Origin of the sequence: Pseudomonas sp. JV414 (genome assembly GCF_032424305.1) — a bacterium.
Taxonomy (GTDB): Bacteria; Pseudomonadota; Gammaproteobacteria; order Pseudomonadales; family Pseudomonadaceae; genus Aquipseudomonas; species Aquipseudomonas lini.
Window position 1 is genome coordinate 221369 of the sequence record NZ_VYKC01000002.1, and the last position, 17002, is coordinate 238370.

Annotated in this window: 14 protein-coding genes; 5 read left to right on the forward strand and 9 right to left on the reverse strand. The window is 60.6% G+C overall.

The features are described 5' to 3' along the window. Nucleotides 1-5: 5 nt before the first annotated feature. Both F6R97_RS02090 and gabT read right to left on the reverse strand, forming a co-directional pair. Nucleotides 6-662, reverse strand: coding sequence for an HAD family hydrolase (locus F6R97_RS02090; protein WP_048393170.1), 657 nt, complete (start codon nucleotides 660-662; stop codon nucleotides 6-8). 90 nt (nucleotides 663-752) lie between these two features. After that, on the reverse strand, nucleotides 753-2045 hold the full coding sequence (gene gabT, locus F6R97_RS02095; RefSeq protein WP_048393168.1) for a 4-aminobutyrate--2-oxoglutarate transaminase: 1293 nt from the start codon (nucleotides 2043-2045) through the stop codon (nucleotides 753-755). Between the two features lie 288 nt (nucleotides 2046-2333). Between gabT and F6R97_RS02100 the strand changes: the two genes are divergently transcribed. The 5 genes from F6R97_RS02100 (at nucleotide 2334) to tatA (ending at nucleotide 7275) form a co-directional block, all read left to right on the forward strand. Continuing rightward, nucleotides 2334-3260, forward strand: coding sequence for a 2-hydroxyacid dehydrogenase (locus tag F6R97_RS02100; protein ID WP_048393160.1), 927 nt, complete (start codon nucleotides 2334-2336; stop codon nucleotides 3258-3260). Nucleotides 3261-3512: 252 nt separating this feature from the next. Then, the gene (locus tag F6R97_RS02105) at nucleotides 3513-4853 is read left to right on the forward strand and encodes an OprD family porin (protein ID WP_315865947.1); all 1341 of its coding nucleotides are present in this window, start codon (nucleotides 3513-3515) and stop codon (nucleotides 4851-4853) included. A 503-nt stretch (nucleotides 4854-5356) separates the two neighbouring features. Next, entirely contained in the window at nucleotides 5357-6214 is an 858-nt protein-coding gene (locus tag F6R97_RS02110) for a GNAT family N-acetyltransferase (protein WP_048393154.1), read from the forward strand. Between the two features lie 57 nt (nucleotides 6215-6271). Continuing rightward, nucleotides 6272-6979 (forward strand): cupin domain-containing protein, encoded by a 708-nt coding sequence (locus F6R97_RS02115; RefSeq protein ID WP_315865948.1) that lies wholly within the window; start codon nucleotides 6272-6274, stop codon nucleotides 6977-6979. A gap of 83 nt (nucleotides 6980-7062) precedes the next feature. Further along, nucleotides 7063-7275 carry a twin-arginine translocase TatA/TatE family subunit gene (gene tatA, locus F6R97_RS02120; protein ID WP_038983091.1) on the forward strand — a complete coding sequence of 71 codons (213 nt, stop codon included), beginning with the start codon at nucleotides 7063-7065 and terminating at the stop codon, nucleotides 7273-7275. 214 nt (nucleotides 7276-7489) lie between these two features. Here tatA and F6R97_RS02125 read toward each other — a convergent pair whose 3' ends face one another. The 7 genes from F6R97_RS02125 to F6R97_RS02155 form a co-directional block, all read right to left on the reverse strand. After that, complete coding sequence (locus F6R97_RS02125; RefSeq protein ID WP_315865949.1) at nucleotides 7490-8569, reverse strand: tartrate dehydrogenase; 1080 nt, start codon at nucleotides 8567-8569, stop codon at nucleotides 7490-7492. A 40-nt stretch (nucleotides 8570-8609) separates the two neighbouring features. Continuing rightward, a complete protein-coding gene (locus tag F6R97_RS02130; protein WP_038983090.1) occupies nucleotides 8610-10067 on the reverse strand; it encodes an NAD-dependent succinate-semialdehyde dehydrogenase in 1458 nt (485 codons plus the stop codon). A 1106-nt stretch (nucleotides 10068-11173) separates the two neighbouring features. Then, a complete protein-coding gene (gene argE / locus F6R97_RS02135; protein WP_315865950.1) occupies nucleotides 11174-12331 on the reverse strand; it encodes an acetylornithine deacetylase in 1158 nt (385 codons plus the stop codon). After that, nucleotides 12328-13482: an FAD-binding oxidoreductase gene (locus tag F6R97_RS02140; protein ID WP_315865951.1), complete on the reverse strand. Its 1155-nt coding sequence runs from the start codon at nucleotides 13480-13482 to the stop codon at nucleotides 12328-12330. Before F6R97_RS02140 ends, argE begins: the two co-directional genes overlap by 4 nt. Further along, the gene (locus F6R97_RS02145) at nucleotides 13479-14870 is read right to left on the reverse strand and encodes an NAD(P)/FAD-dependent oxidoreductase (protein ID WP_315865952.1); all 1392 of its coding nucleotides are present in this window, start codon (nucleotides 14868-14870) and stop codon (nucleotides 13479-13481) included. Before F6R97_RS02145 ends, F6R97_RS02140 begins: the two co-directional genes overlap by 4 nt. Continuing rightward, nucleotides 14852-15160 carry a (2Fe-2S)-binding protein gene (locus F6R97_RS02150; protein WP_050682077.1) on the reverse strand — a complete coding sequence of 103 codons (309 nt, stop codon included), beginning with the start codon at nucleotides 15158-15160 and terminating at the stop codon, nucleotides 14852-14854. Before F6R97_RS02150 ends, F6R97_RS02145 begins: the two co-directional genes overlap by 19 nt. Continuing rightward, nucleotides 15157-17001, reverse strand: a complete 1845-nt coding sequence (locus tag F6R97_RS02155) for an ABC transporter ATP-binding protein (protein ID WP_315865953.1) — start codon at nucleotides 16999-17001, stop codon at nucleotides 15157-15159. Before F6R97_RS02155 ends, F6R97_RS02150 begins: the two co-directional genes overlap by 4 nt. Nucleotide 17002 lies beyond the last annotated feature (1 nt).

Here is a 17002-nt window from a genome sequence, read left to right on the forward strand (position 1 = left end):
CAAAATCAGCGGTGTAACGATCGCTGATGCTGAGCGACCAGGTCGGCCATGCTATTGATGCAAAAATCCGCAGGACATTGCTGGGTATCATTCCCGTGATCACGATAGATCAGGCACAAACCCGCCGATTTTGGCGGCTCGGCAGGAGGTCTGGAAACCTGCAGGATATCTTCAGGTTTCAGTTTGTTGGCTTGCAGCCAGGCGCTGTCCTCTAACGGATTGCTGACCCGCGATAGCAAATCTTCGGGCGTAATCCCCAAACGCTCACAGAGCTGTTCGCGATCCGCGGCATCACGATCGCAGCACACCAGCAGCCGATAAAACTTGCGCAGGTACAACATGGCGCCGGGTGCGTCCTCGAACAGTGACCAGTTGCCCACCGATCGGGCGAAACTCATCCCCTCCTCCCAACTGGCCTTGAGCCCGAAACGCTCTGCCAACTGACGATGGGCGAAGCACAGCAACCCACTGAAACCCAACTCTGCAAAACGTGGATAGAGCGTGCGCACCGCCTCGTCAAACGCAGCCAATACTGCTTCCCTGTCCAGCCTGTCCGAATGGTTTTCGAGCAACGGTTGCAGGGCCGTCCAGATACCCGAATCCCGATCGACCAGAACATCATCGCAATCGATCAGCAGTGCACGATAATCAGTCAGGTACATGGTGTGTAGCCTCCCATGATGCATTCAACAATCCATGCGTTCCAAACGCTCCGGTTGACGCAGCGATGCTGCGCCAACCGAAGTCTGAGGTTAATTCAACACGCGTAACAATGCTGCCTCAAGAATCGCCAGCGCTTCGTCGATCTGTTCCTCTTCGGTGACCAGAGGCGCGAGGAAGCGCAGCACATTACGGTACACGCCGCATTTGATCACCAACAGCCCGCCAACCCTGGCCTGATCGATCAGTTGCTGGGTGAGTTCGGCATCGGGGCTGCGGGCCTCATCGTCTTTGATCAGTTCGATCGCCAACATGAAACCGGTGCCACGTACGTCACCAATACGCGGATGACGTGCCTGCAAGCGCAGCAGGCCCTGACGCAGACGCTCGCCCAATGCCTCACCGCGCGCAAGTAGCTGTTCCTGTTCGTAGGCGTCGATCACCGCCAGCGCCGCCGCGCAAGCCAGGGCATTACCACCATAAGTACCGCCGAGACCACCGGGTAATGGCGCGTCCATGATGTGCGCACGACCCACCACGCCCGATATCGGCAACCCACCGGCCAGGCTCTTGGCGACGGTGACCAGATCCGGCTGAATGCCTGCGTGCTGGAAACCGAACCATTTGCCGGTACGGCCGAAGCCGGTCTGAATTTCATCGAGAATGAGCACGATGCCATGTTGTTCGGTCAGAGCCCGCAGCGCCTGGAGAAACTCCGGCGGCGCCGAGAGGAAACCGCCATCGCCCTGCACCGGCTCGATGATGATCGCCGCTACCCGGTCCGCAGGGACTTGGGTTGCCAGCAATTCGTTCAGGGCTTGCAGGGCCATCTCGCTGGTGAAACCGCGATAGGCGTTCGGGTACGGAGTATGAAAGACCTCAGGAGCGAAGGGCCCGAAGTTCTGCTTGTAGGGTTGGCTCATGCCGGTCAAGGTCGTGCCGAGCAACGTGCGTCCATGGAAACCGCCACGAAAGGAGATGACCGCTGGGCGATTGGTGTGCGCGCGAGCGATCTTCACCGCGTTCTCCACAGCCTCTGCACCGGAGGTAAACAGCGCCGCCTTATAGGCTTCGCGACCACCGACCAACTCGCACAAACGCTGGACCAGGTCGAGATAGGGTTTATAGGCCACTACCTGGAAGCATGCATGGCTGACCTTTTGCAATTGGGCTTGCACCGCCGCGACCACCTTCGGGTGATTGTGACCGATGTTCAACACACCGATGCCGCCGACGAAGTCCAGGTAACGCGCCCCGTCCACGTCCCACATCTCGCAACCCTGGGCACGATCGATAACCAGCGGGTGTGCGGTGACCAAACCCCGGGGCACGAATTGATCGCGTTGACGGAGCAAACTCGGGGTTTCTTCGACTTTACTGTTCATTGGCATCTCTCATAGTGGGCCTGGCAACCGGGAAGCGGCTGCGACGTGTTTCACAGGTTAAGCTTTCGACGCAATTGTCTAAGCCGAACTTGGCCTCTGAGAAATCGGGATCGACTGTTTTCACCCCGGCAAACAGCAGAATCCTTCAGCGGCGGCCAGCCCCCATGGAATCTGCCGATAGGTGCCCCCTACAACGCAGCGTCGTGTGTTTACGCAGAGTCTTTCGACATATCCTGCTTTGTCACTCGGGCATGCTTGATGCTCCCTATTTAATGCGAGAAATGACCCATGGCCCTGCTCTATAAAGCTGACCCGGTGCGCGGCGAACATTGGAAGCGCCTATTCGCCGAGCATGCTCCAGATATCGAATGGCGTGCCTGGCCAGACATCGGCGATCCGCAGGATATTCGCTACCTGGCGGCCTGGCAGGCACCGGACGATCTCGACACCTTGCTGCCAAACCTGCAGGTATTGTTCGCCTTATCGGCCGGGGTCGATCAGCTTGACCTTGATCGCTTGCCCACGAGCCTGCCGGTGGTCCGTCTGCTCGATCCGAGCATCACCCGGGGCATGTGCGAATACGCCACTTTTGCGGTGCTGAGCCTGCACCGGGATATGCTCCGTTATCGCCAGCAACAAATGGCTCGGTGCTGGCAGGCTCACCTGCTGCAACCGGCAGCCAAACGTCGGGTGGGCGTGATGGGGCTCGGCACACAAGCTCAACAGATTCTGGCCACGTTGCAGCCTTTTGGCTTTGCCTTGTCGGGCTGGGCACGCAGCGAGCATCACATCGACGCAGTGGACTGCTTTGCGGGTGCCGAACAACTTCCGGCCTTCCTCGGCCAGTGCGACATCGTGCTGTGTGTCCTGCCACTGACCGAGCAGACCAAAGGGATTCTCAACCGTCAGTTATTCCAGCACCTGCCCAATGGTGCTGCCTTGGTCAACATGGGCCGCGGTGGGCATCTGGTAGAAGAGGATCTGCTCGAGGCTCTGGCCAGCGGCCAGATCAGCGCGGCGGTGCTCGACGTACTGCAACAGGAACCGGCAGCGCCGGATCATCCCTTCTGGCACCATCCGCAGATATTGCTGACACCGCATATCGCTGCAATGACTCAGCCAGAAAGCGCGTTTAGCGTGCTGCTGGAGAACATCCGTCGGCATCAACGCGGTGAGTCAATGCTTGGCCAGGTTGACCGCAAGCGAAGTTACTAACTGCCGGCCTTACCCCTCGTTTGAGCAATAACTGCGGCCTGTGAAGTCGCAACTTATGCAATCTACCGAATTGACTGCAGCCCATTGCCAGGCTCCGCCGTAGCTGCGATACAGCCACCGCTGCGTGCAGCCCGGCCGTGCAGTGATCGACAAGATCCGGGGTTCTCCCGGTTTGCTTCGCAGTGTTCACCTGAGCAGAACGTTGCCTGCCGTACAGGCAACGAATACTAATAAGATCAAATGAGGTAAGCGATGAACATCGCAAAACAAAGCGCTCTCTCCTTGGCGGTCATTGCCGCCACCGCGCAACTGGCAATAGCGGATCAGCAACAGCAAGCCAAGGGCTTCATTGAAGACAGCAGCCTAGTGCTGCTCAACCGTAATTTCTATATGAACCGCGACTTCCGCCATGGCGGCAGCAACAGCCAGGGTATCAATGGCTCGTTGCCGTCCAGCGAACGCAACGGCTATCGCGAGGAGTGGGCACAGGGTGCCATGCTCAACTTCGCCTCTGGTTTCACCCAAGGCACCATCGGCTTCGGCACTGATGCCTTCGCCTACGGCGGGGTCAAGCTGGACACCGGCCGCGGTCGGGTCGGCAACGGCCTGCTGCCGATCAGCAACAACCGCACCGCCGATGCCGACGTACCGGACTCCTATGGCGAGATTGGCGGCGCAGTGAAGATGCGCATTTCCTCTACCGTTCTGAAGTACGGCGAACAACGCCCGACCGCTCCGGTATTCGCCACCGGCGACAACCGTTTGCTGCCGGAAACCGCGACCGGTTTTCAACTGACCAGCAATGAGTTCGATGCCTTATCCCTCGAGGGTGGCCATTTCACCGCCTTCAACAATCGTAATTCGACCAACTCCGATGACGGCCTGTTCACCACCTACGGAGGGACCGAAGCTGACAGCGTCGACTTCGTCGGCGGCACCTATAAAATCAACGAAAACCTCATCCTGAAGGCGTACACCAGTGAGGCCGTCAATGTCTGGCGCCAACACTTCGGCAGTGCCTCCTATACGATTCCCCTGGCTGACAAGCAGTCGCTGAACTTCGGCCTGGCGGCCTACAAGACTAGCGACCAGGGCGAAGCGCGTGCCGGTAAACTGGACACCACCAGCTGGTCGGCCAAAGCGGCTTACTCCGTCGGCGCCCACAAGCTCACCCTGGCCTACCAGAAGATCGATGGCGACGAGTACTTCGACTACATCGGTGTGGATTCAATCTGGTTGGCCAACTCGGTTCAGTACTCCGACTTCAACGCCCCCAACGAGCGTTCAGTCCAGGCTCGTTATGACCTGAACATGGCCTCCTACGGCATACCCGGGCTGAGCTTCATGGCCCGCTATGTCAAAGGCGATCAAATCGATGGCACCAAGGCCGATCCGAATGGTGCCTACGCCAACAAGGTGGGTGACGACCAGAAACATTGGGAACGCGATCTGGAAGCCAAATACGTGATCCAGGAAGGTGCGACCAAGGACCTGTCCTTCCGCCTGCGCCAAGCCACCCACCGCTCCACCTCGTTCGACAGCGATATCGACGAGGTCCGCCTGATCATCGAGTACCCGCTGAGCATTCTGTAACGGCTGTTCCCGGCCGGTTTAGCGCATGGGCCGGCCGGCTTTTTTAAAGGCCTCCTCCTCGCTCCTTAGCCTTGAGGCGCCCATTCGAACTAATGCCAGTCGGTTAAGACGCAGAACCTGTGGGAGCGTGGCTTGCCCGCGAAGAACGATGACGCGTAGTACCTGAAAAACCGCGGTGCATTCTTCGCGGGCAAGCCACGCTCCCACAGGAATTTCGTCGCTCAAATTTCTTAACAGATCGGCATTACCCATCCGGGCGTCTTTTTTTAAGCAATGTAACCATCAGGAATGTCTTTCGCTTCGACCTGCATCCTGAAAACCGACCCGGTATTTGCTGCCGATCCTGATTCTCATTTGAGCAGTAACTGTGGTCTGCGGAGCCGTCGCTGACGGAATCTGCCGAATCAATTGGAGGCTCTTGTCAGGCCTCGCCGCAGGTGAGATACCAATACTTTGCGCGCAGAAATCCGACCGATTACGCGCCCTGTCAATGGAGACCTGCCATGTCCATTTCGCAACGCCCAGCCTATATCTATCGCCCCATGACCTCAGCCGATGTGGCGTCGGCCCATGCCTTGTCCGTGCAGTTGAAGTGGCCCCACCGCCTGGAAGACTGGGCCATGTTGCAGCGCATCGCGCAGGGTTTTGTCGTAGAAGACGCAGACCGTCTGATCGGTACCGCGTTCACTTGTCCGCAGGGAGATTACGCCACCATCGGCCTGGTGATCGTCAGTGATGAGTACCAGGGCCAGGGTATAGGTCGCAAGCTGATGGAGTTGGCGCTCGAGGCTTGCGGATCGCGTACCGCCGTGCTCAATGCGACGCTGGCCGGCGCCCCGCTTTATGCCAGCCAGGGGTTCATTGAGTTTGGACATATTCAACAACATCAAGGGCTCGCTCGGGTTCCTGCACCCAATGACCTGGCAGCCGGTGAGCGCTGCCGCCCACTGACCGAAGCCGATCGGAGCGTCCAGATTGAACTGGCCAACGCCGGCAGCGGCCTGGACAGACACGCCGTGCTCAATGATCTGTTCGATGTTGTCGAACACTCGGTCGGTATCGAGCGCGATGGTCAGCTGCGTGCTTTCGCTCTGCTACGCCCATTCGGCCGTGGTCGCTGTATCGGCCCGGTCATCGCAGAAAATCCAGAGCAGGCCAAGCACTTGATCGCGCTGTTGTTGGCCCACGTGCCGGACGCCTTCGTGCGCATGGATATACCGTCCGACAGCGGTCTGGCCCCTTGGCTGGAAGAGGCCGGGCTGAAGCACGTCGACACCGTCGCACAAATGGCTCGCGGTACCCCACCGCAGGCGATCGGCGAAGTGCACCAGTTTGCGCTGGTGACTCAGGCCATCGGCTGACAAACCCCTCCGTTACATCCAACGCTTCACAATGCACACTCCTGGAGAAACAGCATCATGCTAGAGCCCACTGCAGTGCTGTTGGCACACGCCGACGGCAGTCCCGTTCTAACAAAATTTACCCCTGGTTCGTTGGGCGCCAACGATCCTTTCGAAAGGCAGATTGCTTATGTCGGGGCGGATGACATTGCTGCCGGTGTGGTCCAGGCGAGCGGACAATTCAGCGTCGATGACTATCCCTACAGCGAAATGATCGTGGTGCACGCGGGACAAGTTGTCCTGCAGAGCCAGGATCACTCGCTCCAACTCAATCCTGGTGACAGCGCGGTGATCGCCCGCGGCACCTCGATTCGGATCGAGGCGCAACCCGACTCTATCTGGGCGTTCTGCGCCGATACCCAACCTGTTGAGGCGTGCAATATCGGGCTAACGCCTCTCCCTCAGCGAACCCTGCTCTCTCCCTCGACACCACCGGGTGCAGAAATTCTGCTGACCCCGGCACCACAATGTCGCTCGAACAATTTGTTCGTCGAAGAAGCGACTGACCTGCGCATCGGCGTCTGGGACTCGACACCCTATACCCGCAAGGCGAGGCCGCACCTGCTGCATGAGCTAATGCACCTGCTCGAAGGCAGCGTCACCCTCCAGGTAGCAGACGGGACCCATCTGACGGTCAACACTGGCGATACGGTGTTCGTGCCCCGAGGTGCCCCATGCGCCTGGAACAGCAGCGTCTATGTGCGCAAGTTCTACGTCGTCAAATAACTCGAACCACGTTAGCGCCGGCAGATGAGTTTCCTCCGCCGGCCCCACCACAAAACAGACCAATCACTTGCGGAGTTCAGACAATGGGATTAGGTGGCTTCAGTACCGGGAAACTCCTGATCATCCTGTTGATCGTGATCATGTTGTTCGGAACCAGGCGCCTGAAAGGTTTGGGGACGGATATCGGCGACACGATCAAGGGGTTCCGCAAATCCATGGGCGACGATAAGCCAGTCACTGAGGAGCCCGAGGGCCAGTCCATTGACGTCCAGGCACGCACGTTCAAGGATTCGTAAAGGTGCAGCGCGCACTCCAGTAAAACCATCAGCAACATCCGCATTCAAGACGTCCCTCACATTCCGCGCCCCCTCCTTCGTTACCTCCTTCGCAACAGCAAAGGCAGGTTAAACACGAGGGCGATAGGCAAAAAAAAGCCCGCAGTGTGGACGGGCTAAAAGGGTGAGACACAAGAATGAATAAAGCTTCCTGCTGAGCAGTTGTTGCCTCGGCTCAAAGCAACGCGGCGATTGCCCTACCGACATCCTGGGTCGAGCCCTGCCCGCCCAGATCGGGGGTGATCGGCCCCTCGGAAATGATCTGCTCGATGGCCTTGAGAATACCGTCGTGGGCCGCGCGATAACGTTCATCACCGTTGCCGAGGAAATCGAGCATCAAGGCACCGGACCAGATCATCGCAATCGGGTTGGCGATGTTCTGCCCATAGATGTCCGGCGCCGAGCCATGCACCGGCTCGAACAGCGAGGGGAAGCGCCGCTCCGGATCGAGGTTGGCCGAGGGTGCGATGCCGATGGTTCCAGCGCAGGCCGGTCCCAGGTCGGACAGAATGTCGCCGAACAAATTCGACGCCACCACCACATCGAAGCGGTCCGGTTGCAGCACAAACCGCGCGCACAGAATGTCGATGTGTTGCTTGTCCCAGGTGACGTCCGGGTACTTCGCAGCCATCAATGCGGTGCGCTCGTCCCAGTACGGCATGCTGATGGAAATCCCGTTGGACTTGGTCGCCGCCGTCAGGCGCTTGCGCGGCCGGGTCTGGGCCAGATCGAAGGCGAACTTGAGAATCCGGTCCACGCCGCGCCGGGTGAACACCGACTCTTGCAGCACGAACTCATGCTCGGTGCCCTCGAACATCTTGCCGCCGACCGACGAATACTCGCCTTCGGTGTTCTCGCGGATCACCACGAAATCGATGTCCCCAGCTTCGCGTCCGGCCAACGGACACGGCACACCGGGAAACAGCCGCACCGGACGGATATTCACGTATTGGTCGAAGTCACGGCGAAACTTCAGCAACGAACCCCACAGGGAAATGTGATCCGGAACCTTGTCCGGCCAGCCCACGGCGCCAAAGTAAATCGCGTCGAAGCCCTTGAGCTGTTCGAACCAGTCGGCGGGCATCATCTGCCCGTGTTCCAGGTAATAATCGCAATGCGCCCAGTCGAGCACTTCGATGCTCAAATCCAGTTGCCATTTTTTCGCGGCCTGCTCCAGTACCCGCAGCCCTTCCGGCAAGACTTCCTTGCCGATGCCATCGCCGGCAATCGCGGCGATTCTGAATGGTTTGCTCATCAATCGTGGCTCCTCAATGTCTGTTCAAACGATGACCGGATCACAGCCCACCGATGTGGAAGGCTTTGACTTCAAGGTATTCATCCAGGCCGTACTTGCTGCCTTCGCGACCCAGGCCCGATTGCTTGATACCGCCGAATGGGGCGACTTCCATGGAAATGAGCCCGGTGTTGAGACCGATCATGCCGAATTCCAGCGCCTCGCCGAACCGCCATGAACGGCGCAAGTCCTGGGTGAAGAAATAGGCGCCCAAGCCATAAGGCGTGGCATTGGCCAAGGCCAACGCCTCTTCCTCAGTGGTAAAGCGCATCAGCGGTGCGACTGGGCCGAAGGTTTCTTCGGTGGCCAGCAACATCCCGGCATGGGCGTCACCGAGCACCGTCGGCTGGACGAACTGGCTGTCGCCCTCAGGGATTGCGCCACAGAGCAGACGCGCGCCCAGGCTCAGGGCATCGTCGATGTGCCGGGCAACCTTGGTCACCGCCGCCGCATTGATCAGCGGGCCGATGGTCACGTCGGCGTCCAGGCCGTTGCCGACCTTGAGCTTGCCCACCTCCTCCACCAGGCGCTGGGCGAAGCGTTCGTAGATACCGTCCTGCACCAGAATCCGGTTGGCACAGACGCAGGTTTGCCCGGCGTTGCGAAACTTGCTGAGCATGATGCCGGTCACTGCCTGCTCAAGGTCAGCGTCGTCGAACACAATGAATGGTGCGTTGCCGCCCAACTCCAGGCTCAAGCGCTTGATGTGTTCGGCGCTCTGGCGCATCAGCAGCCGACCGACAGCGGTGGAACCGGTGAAGGAGATTTTGCGCACCGTCGGGTTGCCAGTCAGTTCTTCGCCGATGCCGGCGGGCATGCCGGTGACGACGTTGAACACCCCGGCCGGAATGCCGACCCGTTCGGCGAGTACGGCCAGCGCCAGCGCCGACAGTGGCGTCAGGTCCGAAGGTTTGACAATGATCGTACAGCCGGCGGCCAGGGCCGGCGCGCACTTGCGGGTGATCATTGCATTGGGGAAGTTCCACGGGGTGATCGCGGCGCAGACCCCGACCGGCTGTTTGAGCGTGAGCAAACGGCGGTCGCCGCTGGGTGCCGGTATGGTTTCACCGTAGACCCGTCGGGCTTCTTCGGCGAACCATTTGACGAAGCCGGCACCGTAGCGAATTTCGCCCTTGGCTTCATTCAGCGGTTTGCCCTGTTCGCAAGTCATGATCAGCGCCAGGTCGTCGAGGTTGTCGATCATGGCCTGATACCAGCGCTCCAGCAGCGCCGCCCGTTCTGCCGCCGGGCGCGCGCGCCATGCCGGCCAGGCGCGGTCGGCGGCTTCAATGGCACGTCGGGTTTCGCTGCCTTGCATCGCGGGTACGCGAGCAAGCAACTGGCCGCTGGCCGGGTCGATGACGTCCAGGGTGGCGGCGTTGTCGGCGCTGATCCACTGACCGTCGATGTAAGCGAGTTCTACCAGCAGGCTGGGGTCTTTCAGGCGATTCTTGAGCATGGTATCGAGTCCTGTTCCGAGACAGCCTTCAGTCTATTGGGTCGTCCCGGACGAGGATGCTGAAAGCGCCGCCCCAGCAGCCTTCGAATGCTGAAAATCGGTATTCGACGGCAGGCTCTACTGTTGGTGGGTGATGGATATTGTCGTGGGATTCACTGTCGGGGCCTGGTGATTGGGAGTACATATCCGTTTCTGCGGTAACGGCCGCTTAGGGTTCCGCCCTGACGGCGGGTCACTTTCGAAAAGCGCGAAAGTAACCAAAGCGCTTTTGCCCCACCATTCGGTGCCTCGCCTAGGCTCGGCATGCCCTCACTCCGGCATTGCTCCGGGGGCCCGCCGCCATCGGCCATCCATGGCCGGGGGCGGCTACCGCGGCATCCTTGCCGCGGTGCCCCCTGCGCAACGCCTGCGTTCGGCCTCTGGGAAAGGGGCAGCAGATCAAGATCAAAAGCCAAAGCAACGGCAATGGCAAGATCAACAGCTTCGCGAGCAAGCCCGCTCCCACACTTGGACTGGGTGCATCCGGGGAAGATTGGTCGGCTGACAGGTCGCCATCGCAGGCAAGCCAGCTCCCACAGGAGGAGTGGGCATATACAAAATCTGTGTACGACACAAATCCTGTGGGAGCGGGCTTGCCCGCGATAGCGGTGGGTCAGTCAATGTGATGTTGAAGGTGCCGCCGCCATCGCAGGCAAGCCAGCTCCCACAAAAAATCAGAGCATCCAGAATCAGCGCACATCCACTCTGCTGTTCACCACTCAACAGGCCGAGCGTTAGCTCGCCTGCAGCTTTTGATGTTGACGCACCGCCCCATCGAGAGGCTTCGTTCCGGTTCTGCGCAGTGGGCAACCCGGCATGGATGCCGGGTTAGCCGCGCACGGCCATGGATGGCCGATCGCGGCGGGCCCACGGAGCAGGACCGGAGCGAGGGCATGCCGAGCCTGGGCGAGGCACCGAACGAAAGGGGCAGAAGCGCTTTGGTTACTTTCCGCCGGGCCGCGCAGGCTTTTCGAAAGTGACTCGCTGTAAAAGCGAAACCGCCAGCGGCCATCACCGCAAAAACGGATATGTACACCGATCAACGTTCGGTGTCAGCAAACGGGACACTAAAGCCGCATCGAGCCCAACAACCCTTGCAGGAAGCGCTCGCCGGCTTCCATCTGGCTGATCTCGATGAACTCGTCAGGCTTGTGCGCCTGTTCTATCGAGCCCGGGCCGCAGACCACCACCGGCACATCCAGCCGCTGTTTGAACAACCCGCCCTCGGTGCCGAAGGAGACCTTGGCGGTGCCGGTATCCGGCGCTGCAAAGTTTTTCAGAAAGCGCACCGCTTCAACACTCGGGTGGGTATCGAGGCCGGGATACACGTTCAGGGTTTCGATTTCGATATCCGCCACGCTGGACAGCTTTTTGGCTTCGCGCACGATCACTTCGGCACGCTCGCGCACCTGCTCCAGGAACTGATCCGGGTCGTCCGCCGGCAAGTTACGCACTTCGAAATCCAGGGTGCACAGGTTCGGCACGATGTTCAGTGCCTTGCCGCCGACAATCTGCCCGACATGCACGGTGCTGTAAGGCACATCGTAATCCGCATCCTGGGCGCCCTGCTCTTGCAGTTGCTGCTGGCTCTGACGCAGTGCCGCGATGAAATCGCAGGCCACGTGAATCGCATTGACCGAACGCGGTGCCAGCGAGGAATGCGCCTCCAGGCCGCGACAGTAAGTGCGGTAAGAACCCTTGCCCTTGTGCCCGAGCACGAACTGCATGTTGGTCGGCTCACCGATCACGCACAAAAACGGCCGTACCGGCGCCAGGTGCAGCACGTCGAGCAAACGCCGCACACCGACACAACCGATCTCTTCGTCATGGGACAGCGCCAGTTGCAATGGCCGGTTCAAGGAATGGTCAGCGGCATCGAGCATGGCGTCGATAGCCAGCGCGATAAAGCCCTTCATATCGCAACTGCCACGCCCATAAATCCGCCCGTCCTGCACCGTCGCCTGAAACGCCGGGAAGGTCCAGGCCTGCCCCGCTGCCGGCACCACATCGGTGTGCCCGGACAGCAAAATCCCCGGCACCTCCCGTGGACCGGTACTGGCGAACAGGTTGGCTTTTTTACCGGTGGAATCCTTGACGATCAACGACTCGATGCCCTTGGTCAGCAGCAGGTCGCGCACGTACTCGATCAAGGCCATGTTCGACTCCGAAGAAACGGTGTCGAAGGCCATCAGACGTTTGAGAATATCCAGTACGCGGGGTTTCATGAGGCCTTGCTCCGTTGCTCGGCTGAAGAAGCGAACCGGTTGATGGAGAACGGTAAAATCGAAGTGCTGGTGCTACCGGTGCTGATCAGTTCGGCCATCACATCGCCCACGCCCGGACCGAGCTGGAAGCCATGGCCAGAGAAACCGAAGGCATAGAACAAGCCATCAACGGTGCCGCTTGGCCCCATGATCGGCAGGGAATCAGGCAGGTAACCTTCAATACCACTCCAGACCCGAATGATGTTCAGGTTGCCGACACCCGGCAGCAGACGCCGCATCTGATCCATCTGATTGAGAATGCTGCGCGGCTCGACATAGGCCCGGCGGTTGAGCATGTCGGGTTCGCTGCGATAGCCGCCACCAATGATGATGTTGCCGCGAGGTATTTGGCGGAAATAGATCACTTCCTCGGGAATCTTGGTGTACACGCCGATCACCGTCGGCAAAGCGTACGGCACCGGTTCGGTCACGGCCATTTGCGGGCCTTTGGTCTCAAGCGGCACCGGTTCGCCAAACTGCGCCGAGAGCTTTTGCCCCCAGGCGCCAGCGGTGATCAACAGCTGAGTGGCGCTGAACTGACGACCGTCGGTGGTGCTGATGCTGAACTCACTGCCGACCTTCTGCACCTCGGCCACTTCAGTTCGCTCTTCGATCCGCGCGCCGAGGCGTCGTGCCGCCCGGGCAAACGCCGGGGCCGCCAGACGTGGATTGGCGTGACCATCGTGAGGGGCGTAGGAGCCGCCCTTCACATCCGGGCCGAAGAACGGAAAGCGCTTGTGCAACTCGTCGCCACGAAAGATCTTCAAATCCAGTTGCTCCGCCTCAGGGGCGTCTGCGTAGGCTTGCAGCTCAGCGATCTCGTCTTCGCGGTAACACACACGCAAATGCCCGCTGGCGATGAATTCCAGGTCATCGTCGATCAGCTCCGGCAGACGCTTCCAGAGCCCATACGAGCGATTGGCCAGTTCCAGTTGGCCGAGGAATCGGCCTTGGCGCCGTACGTTGCCGAAATTCACGCCGCTGGCGTACTGACCGATCTGGTCGCGTTCCAGCAGAATCACCGACTGCCCGCGCTGGCGCAGGAAAAACGCCGCTGCCGAACCCATGATGCCACCGCCGACAATCACGACATCGGCTTTCTGTACCGTCATGGCGACACCTCCTCGGTGAGCATCGAAAGGGGTTTGACCGGTGCCTGACCGCGCTGACGACCGACCTGTTCCACGCAAACACCGGCGGCCGCGGCAATCACTTCAGCCCCGGCCTGGGAGCAATAACGCCCTTGGCAGCGGCCCATGCCGACCCGGCTAAAGGCCTTGGCCCGATTGACTTCACACGCACCTTTTTCCCGGACCACTGCACGCAATTCGCCCGCGCTGATCATTTCGCAGCGGCAGACGATGGCCGTGTCCGGCAACGCTTTGGCTTGCGCCGCCGGCCAGGGAAACGCCTGGGCCAGGCCGAGACGAAACTGATCCATTACCGCCAGCGCGTGCCGTTGTTCGTCGCGCAATCCGGCGTTCACCGGTTGCTGCAGATCCTCCAGCAGCGCCATGGCCACCAGTCTCCCGGCGTGCTCGGCGGCATCGGCACCGCGAATTTTCGAACCGTCGCCGGCGGCATATACACCGCTGACCGAGGTCCGACCATCTTCATCGACGGCCAGCCACCATTGGCTGGAGGCCTCGTCAAAGCGCATACGGCAACCGGCCAGGTCGGCCAACTGGGTTTCCGGACGCAAGTGATAACCCAGCGCCACGGCATCGCATGCCACCGTCAAGGTTTCGCCGCGCGCCGTGCGCACCCGTACGCCACTGACACCATTGGCCGCATCGCCCAGCACTTGAAGCGGCGAAATGCCCAGATGCACCGGGATCTTCGCTCGATAGAGCTGCGCCAGCAGTTTCATCCCGGTAAACAACAGTCCGGGACGCGCCATCAGCTTCGGCAATGCGCCGATTCGCTTGCTCAACGGCGAGGTGTCGAGCACCGCCGCGACCTTGGCCCCGGCTTTCACATACTGACTGGCGACCAAATACAGCAACGGCCCGCTGCCCATGAACACCACGCGGTGGCCGATGGAAACAGCTTGGGACTTGAGCGCAATCTGCGCTCCGCCCAGGCTATAGGTGCCCGCCAATTGCCAGCCTTCGATCGGCATCAAGCGGTCGGTGGCGCCGGTGCACAGGATCAGCGCGTCGTAATCCACCGTCGAGTGCTTGCCGTGGCTGACGCAGCACAGTTGCCCCGGCGTCAGGTTCCACACCAGCGTGTCCGCACGGTAGTCGATCTGTCCGCGCAAGCGGTCGAAGCTCTGGTGCAGGTCGTTGGCCTTGGCCGCTTCGGTGCCATACAGCGTGGCGTAATCGCGGGTAAAACCTTCGGGTTGGCGACGGTAGATCTGCCCGCCATCCCGGCGATTTTCATCGATCAGAATGGGCTTGAAACCAGCGGCGACCAGAGCTTCGGCACAACGTATGCCGGCCGGTCCGGCACCGACGATCACGACTCGGTGAGTGCTCAGCCGCGCAGTGGCCATATTGCCTCCGGTTGTGTGGTGACAATATCCAGGCCTTCACGGACCTCATTGGAACAGGCGCGCAGACGCTCGCCGCTGCGGGTCCAGACCCAACAGTCCTGACACGCGCCCATCAGGCAGAAACCGGCGCGGCGACCCGCATCGAATTCCGATTGGCGCAACGCCGAGCCCTGAGTCAACAACGCGACCATCAGCGTATCGCCCTGCAGCGCCTCGATAGGCTTGCCGTCTACCTGCAGTTTGACGGTGGGCCGGCCCTGTTCGGCCAGCCTGACGAAACGCCCGTTCATGCATAGGCTCCCGCGGTCATGCTGTTTGAATCCTTCTGGGTTTTCAGCAACTCGGCACTGTCGTGATGACAAAGGACTTCACTGCCGCCAACAATCAAGTGACGGTCCGGCGGGACGCAATTGCACAGGCCGTCAACCCGCACCGGGCAACGATTGAGGAACGTGCACAGCCCAGGCACATTGGCTTTTGCACCAATGGGCGGCAGCGTGCCGCAGGTCGTTGTTCCGCAGCCTTCCAGCCAGCCCTGGCGCAACTCCGGCACCGAATGGATCAACAGGTCGGTGTAGGGATGGAACGGCGCCTCAGCGTACGACTGGCGACTGCCGGCCTGAATTTTGTGGCCGCTGTACATCACCACAATGTCATCGCACAGCGCTCGCACGGTGGAGATGTCATGGCTGATGAACAGATAGGACACCCCCAGTTGCTGGCGCAGGTCACGCAGCAGTTCGAGAATCGCTGCCCCCACCACGGTATCCAGCGCGGAGGTCACTTCGTCGCACAGAATCAGATCCGGCTTGGCCGCCAGGGCCCGGGCCAGATTGACCCGTTGCTTTTGCCCGCCGGAGAGTTCGTTCGGGCGGCGTTCGGCCATGGTTCGCGGCAAGCGCACCAGATCCAGTAGCTCGCCAATACGCTCGCGCAACGCGGCCCCCTTAAGGCCGAAATACATCTTCAGCGGACGACTCAGAATGGTGCTGACGCTGTGCATCGGGTTGAGTGCGGTGTCGGCATTCTGGAAGACCATTTGAATGCGTCGGAACTGCTCGTCGGTGCGCGACGACAGGCTGCCACCCAAGGGTTGGCCATCGAAAGTCAGACCTCCGAGTGCGGGCTCCAACAATCCGGCCACCACCCGTGCCAGGGTCGACTTGCCGGAACCCGACTCACCGATCACGCCGATGGCCTGGCCTCTGCGAACCGTCAGGTCGATGTCTTCCAGCACGCGAATGGCCGGCATGCCTTGCGCGTTCTTGTTGCCGTAACCAGCCGTCAGGCCCTGGATGGTCAGCAGCGGCGTCTCTTCGGCGATGCCGCAAGGCGGACGAATCGTCGTGTCCGGCCGCGCCGCCGCCAGCAGGCTGCGGGTGTATTCATGGGCCGGGCCGTTGAGCAACGGCGCCGTGGCGCTCTGTTCGAAGATCTCGCCGCCATTGAGCACCACGATCTGGTCAGCCATTTGCGCGACCACGGCCAGGTCATGGGAAACATAGACCGCCGTCGCGCCGCGTTCGCGCACCACCCGTTTGAAGGCACGCAGCACATCGATCTGGGTCGTCACATCGAGTGCCGTCGTTGGTTCGTCGAGCACCACCAGCAGCGGATCGCTGATCAGCGCCATGGCCGCCATCACCCGTTGCAGTTGCCCGCCGGAGACTTGATGGGGGTAGCGCTGGCCGATGCGATCGGGATCCGGGAGGGCCAGGTCGCGGAACAACTCGATGGCCTTGGCCTCAAGCACAGCCCGGCTGCCCAGACCATGAATCAACGCGCCCTCCACCACTTGGTCGATAAGTTTTTTCGCCGGGTTGAACGCCGCCGCAGCGCTTTGCGCGATGTACGACACCCGATTGCCGCGCAGGCCTTGCAGCTCGCTTTCGCTCAACGCCAGCATGTCGTGTTCGCCGATTTGCACCACGCCGCCCGACAGACGACAACCGCGTCGGGCATAACCGAGCAACGCCAGGGCGATGGTGGTCTTGCCGGAGCCAGACTCACCGATCAACGCCAGCACTTCACCTTTTTGCAGGGAGAAGCTCACGCCCTTGACGATTTCCACCTCACCGAGCTCGCCACAGGCGACCACTCGCAGGTCCTGGACTCGAATTAATTCGCTCATT

Bases quoted from the DNA above. Each gene is read 5' to 3' on its own strand.
- F6R97_RS02150 (WP_050682077.1), bottom strand. From the start codon at position 15,160: ATGAACGGGCGTTTCGTCAGGCTGGCCGAACAGGGCCGGCCCACCGTC.
- F6R97_RS02100 (WP_048393160.1), top strand. From the start codon at position 2,334: ATGGCCCTGCTCTATAAAGCTGACCCGGTGCGCGGCGAACATTGGAAG.
- gabT (WP_048393168.1), bottom strand. From the start codon at position 2,045: ATGAACAGTAAAGTCGAAGAAACCCCGAGTTTGCTCCGTCAACGCGAT.
- argE (WP_315865950.1), bottom strand. From the start codon at position 12,331: ATGAAACCCCGCGTACTGGATATTCTCAAACGTCTGATGGCCTTCGAC.
- F6R97_RS02155 (WP_315865953.1), bottom strand. From the start codon at position 17,001: ATGAGCGAATTAATTCGAGTCCAGGACCTGCGAGTGGTCGCCTGTGGC.
- F6R97_RS02110 (WP_048393154.1), top strand. From the start codon at position 5,357: ATGTCCATTTCGCAACGCCCAGCCTATATCTATCGCCCCATGACCTCA.
- F6R97_RS02130 (WP_038983090.1), bottom strand. From the start codon at position 10,067: ATGCTCAAGAATCGCCTGAAAGACCCCAGCCTGCTGGTAGAACTCGCT.
- F6R97_RS02115 (WP_315865948.1), top strand. From the start codon at position 6,272: ATGCTAGAGCCCACTGCAGTGCTGTTGGCACACGCCGACGGCAGTCCC.
- F6R97_RS02145 (WP_315865952.1), bottom strand. From the start codon at position 14,870: ATGGCCACTGCGCGGCTGAGCACTCACCGAGTCGTGATCGTCGGTGCC.
- F6R97_RS02105 (WP_315865947.1), top strand. From the start codon at position 3,513: ATGAACATCGCAAAACAAAGCGCTCTCTCCTTGGCGGTCATTGCCGCC.
- F6R97_RS02125 (WP_315865949.1), bottom strand. From the start codon at position 8,569: ATGAGCAAACCATTCAGAATCGCCGCGATTGCCGGCGATGGCATCGGC.
- F6R97_RS02140 (WP_315865951.1), bottom strand. From the start codon at position 13,482: ATGACGGTACAGAAAGCCGATGTCGTGATTGTCGGCGGTGGCATCATG.
- F6R97_RS02090 (WP_048393170.1), bottom strand. From the start codon at position 662: ATGTACCTGACTGATTATCGTGCACTGCTGATCGATTGCGATGATGTT.
- tatA (WP_038983091.1), top strand. From the start codon at position 7,063: ATGGGATTAGGTGGCTTCAGTACCGGGAAACTCCTGATCATCCTGTTG.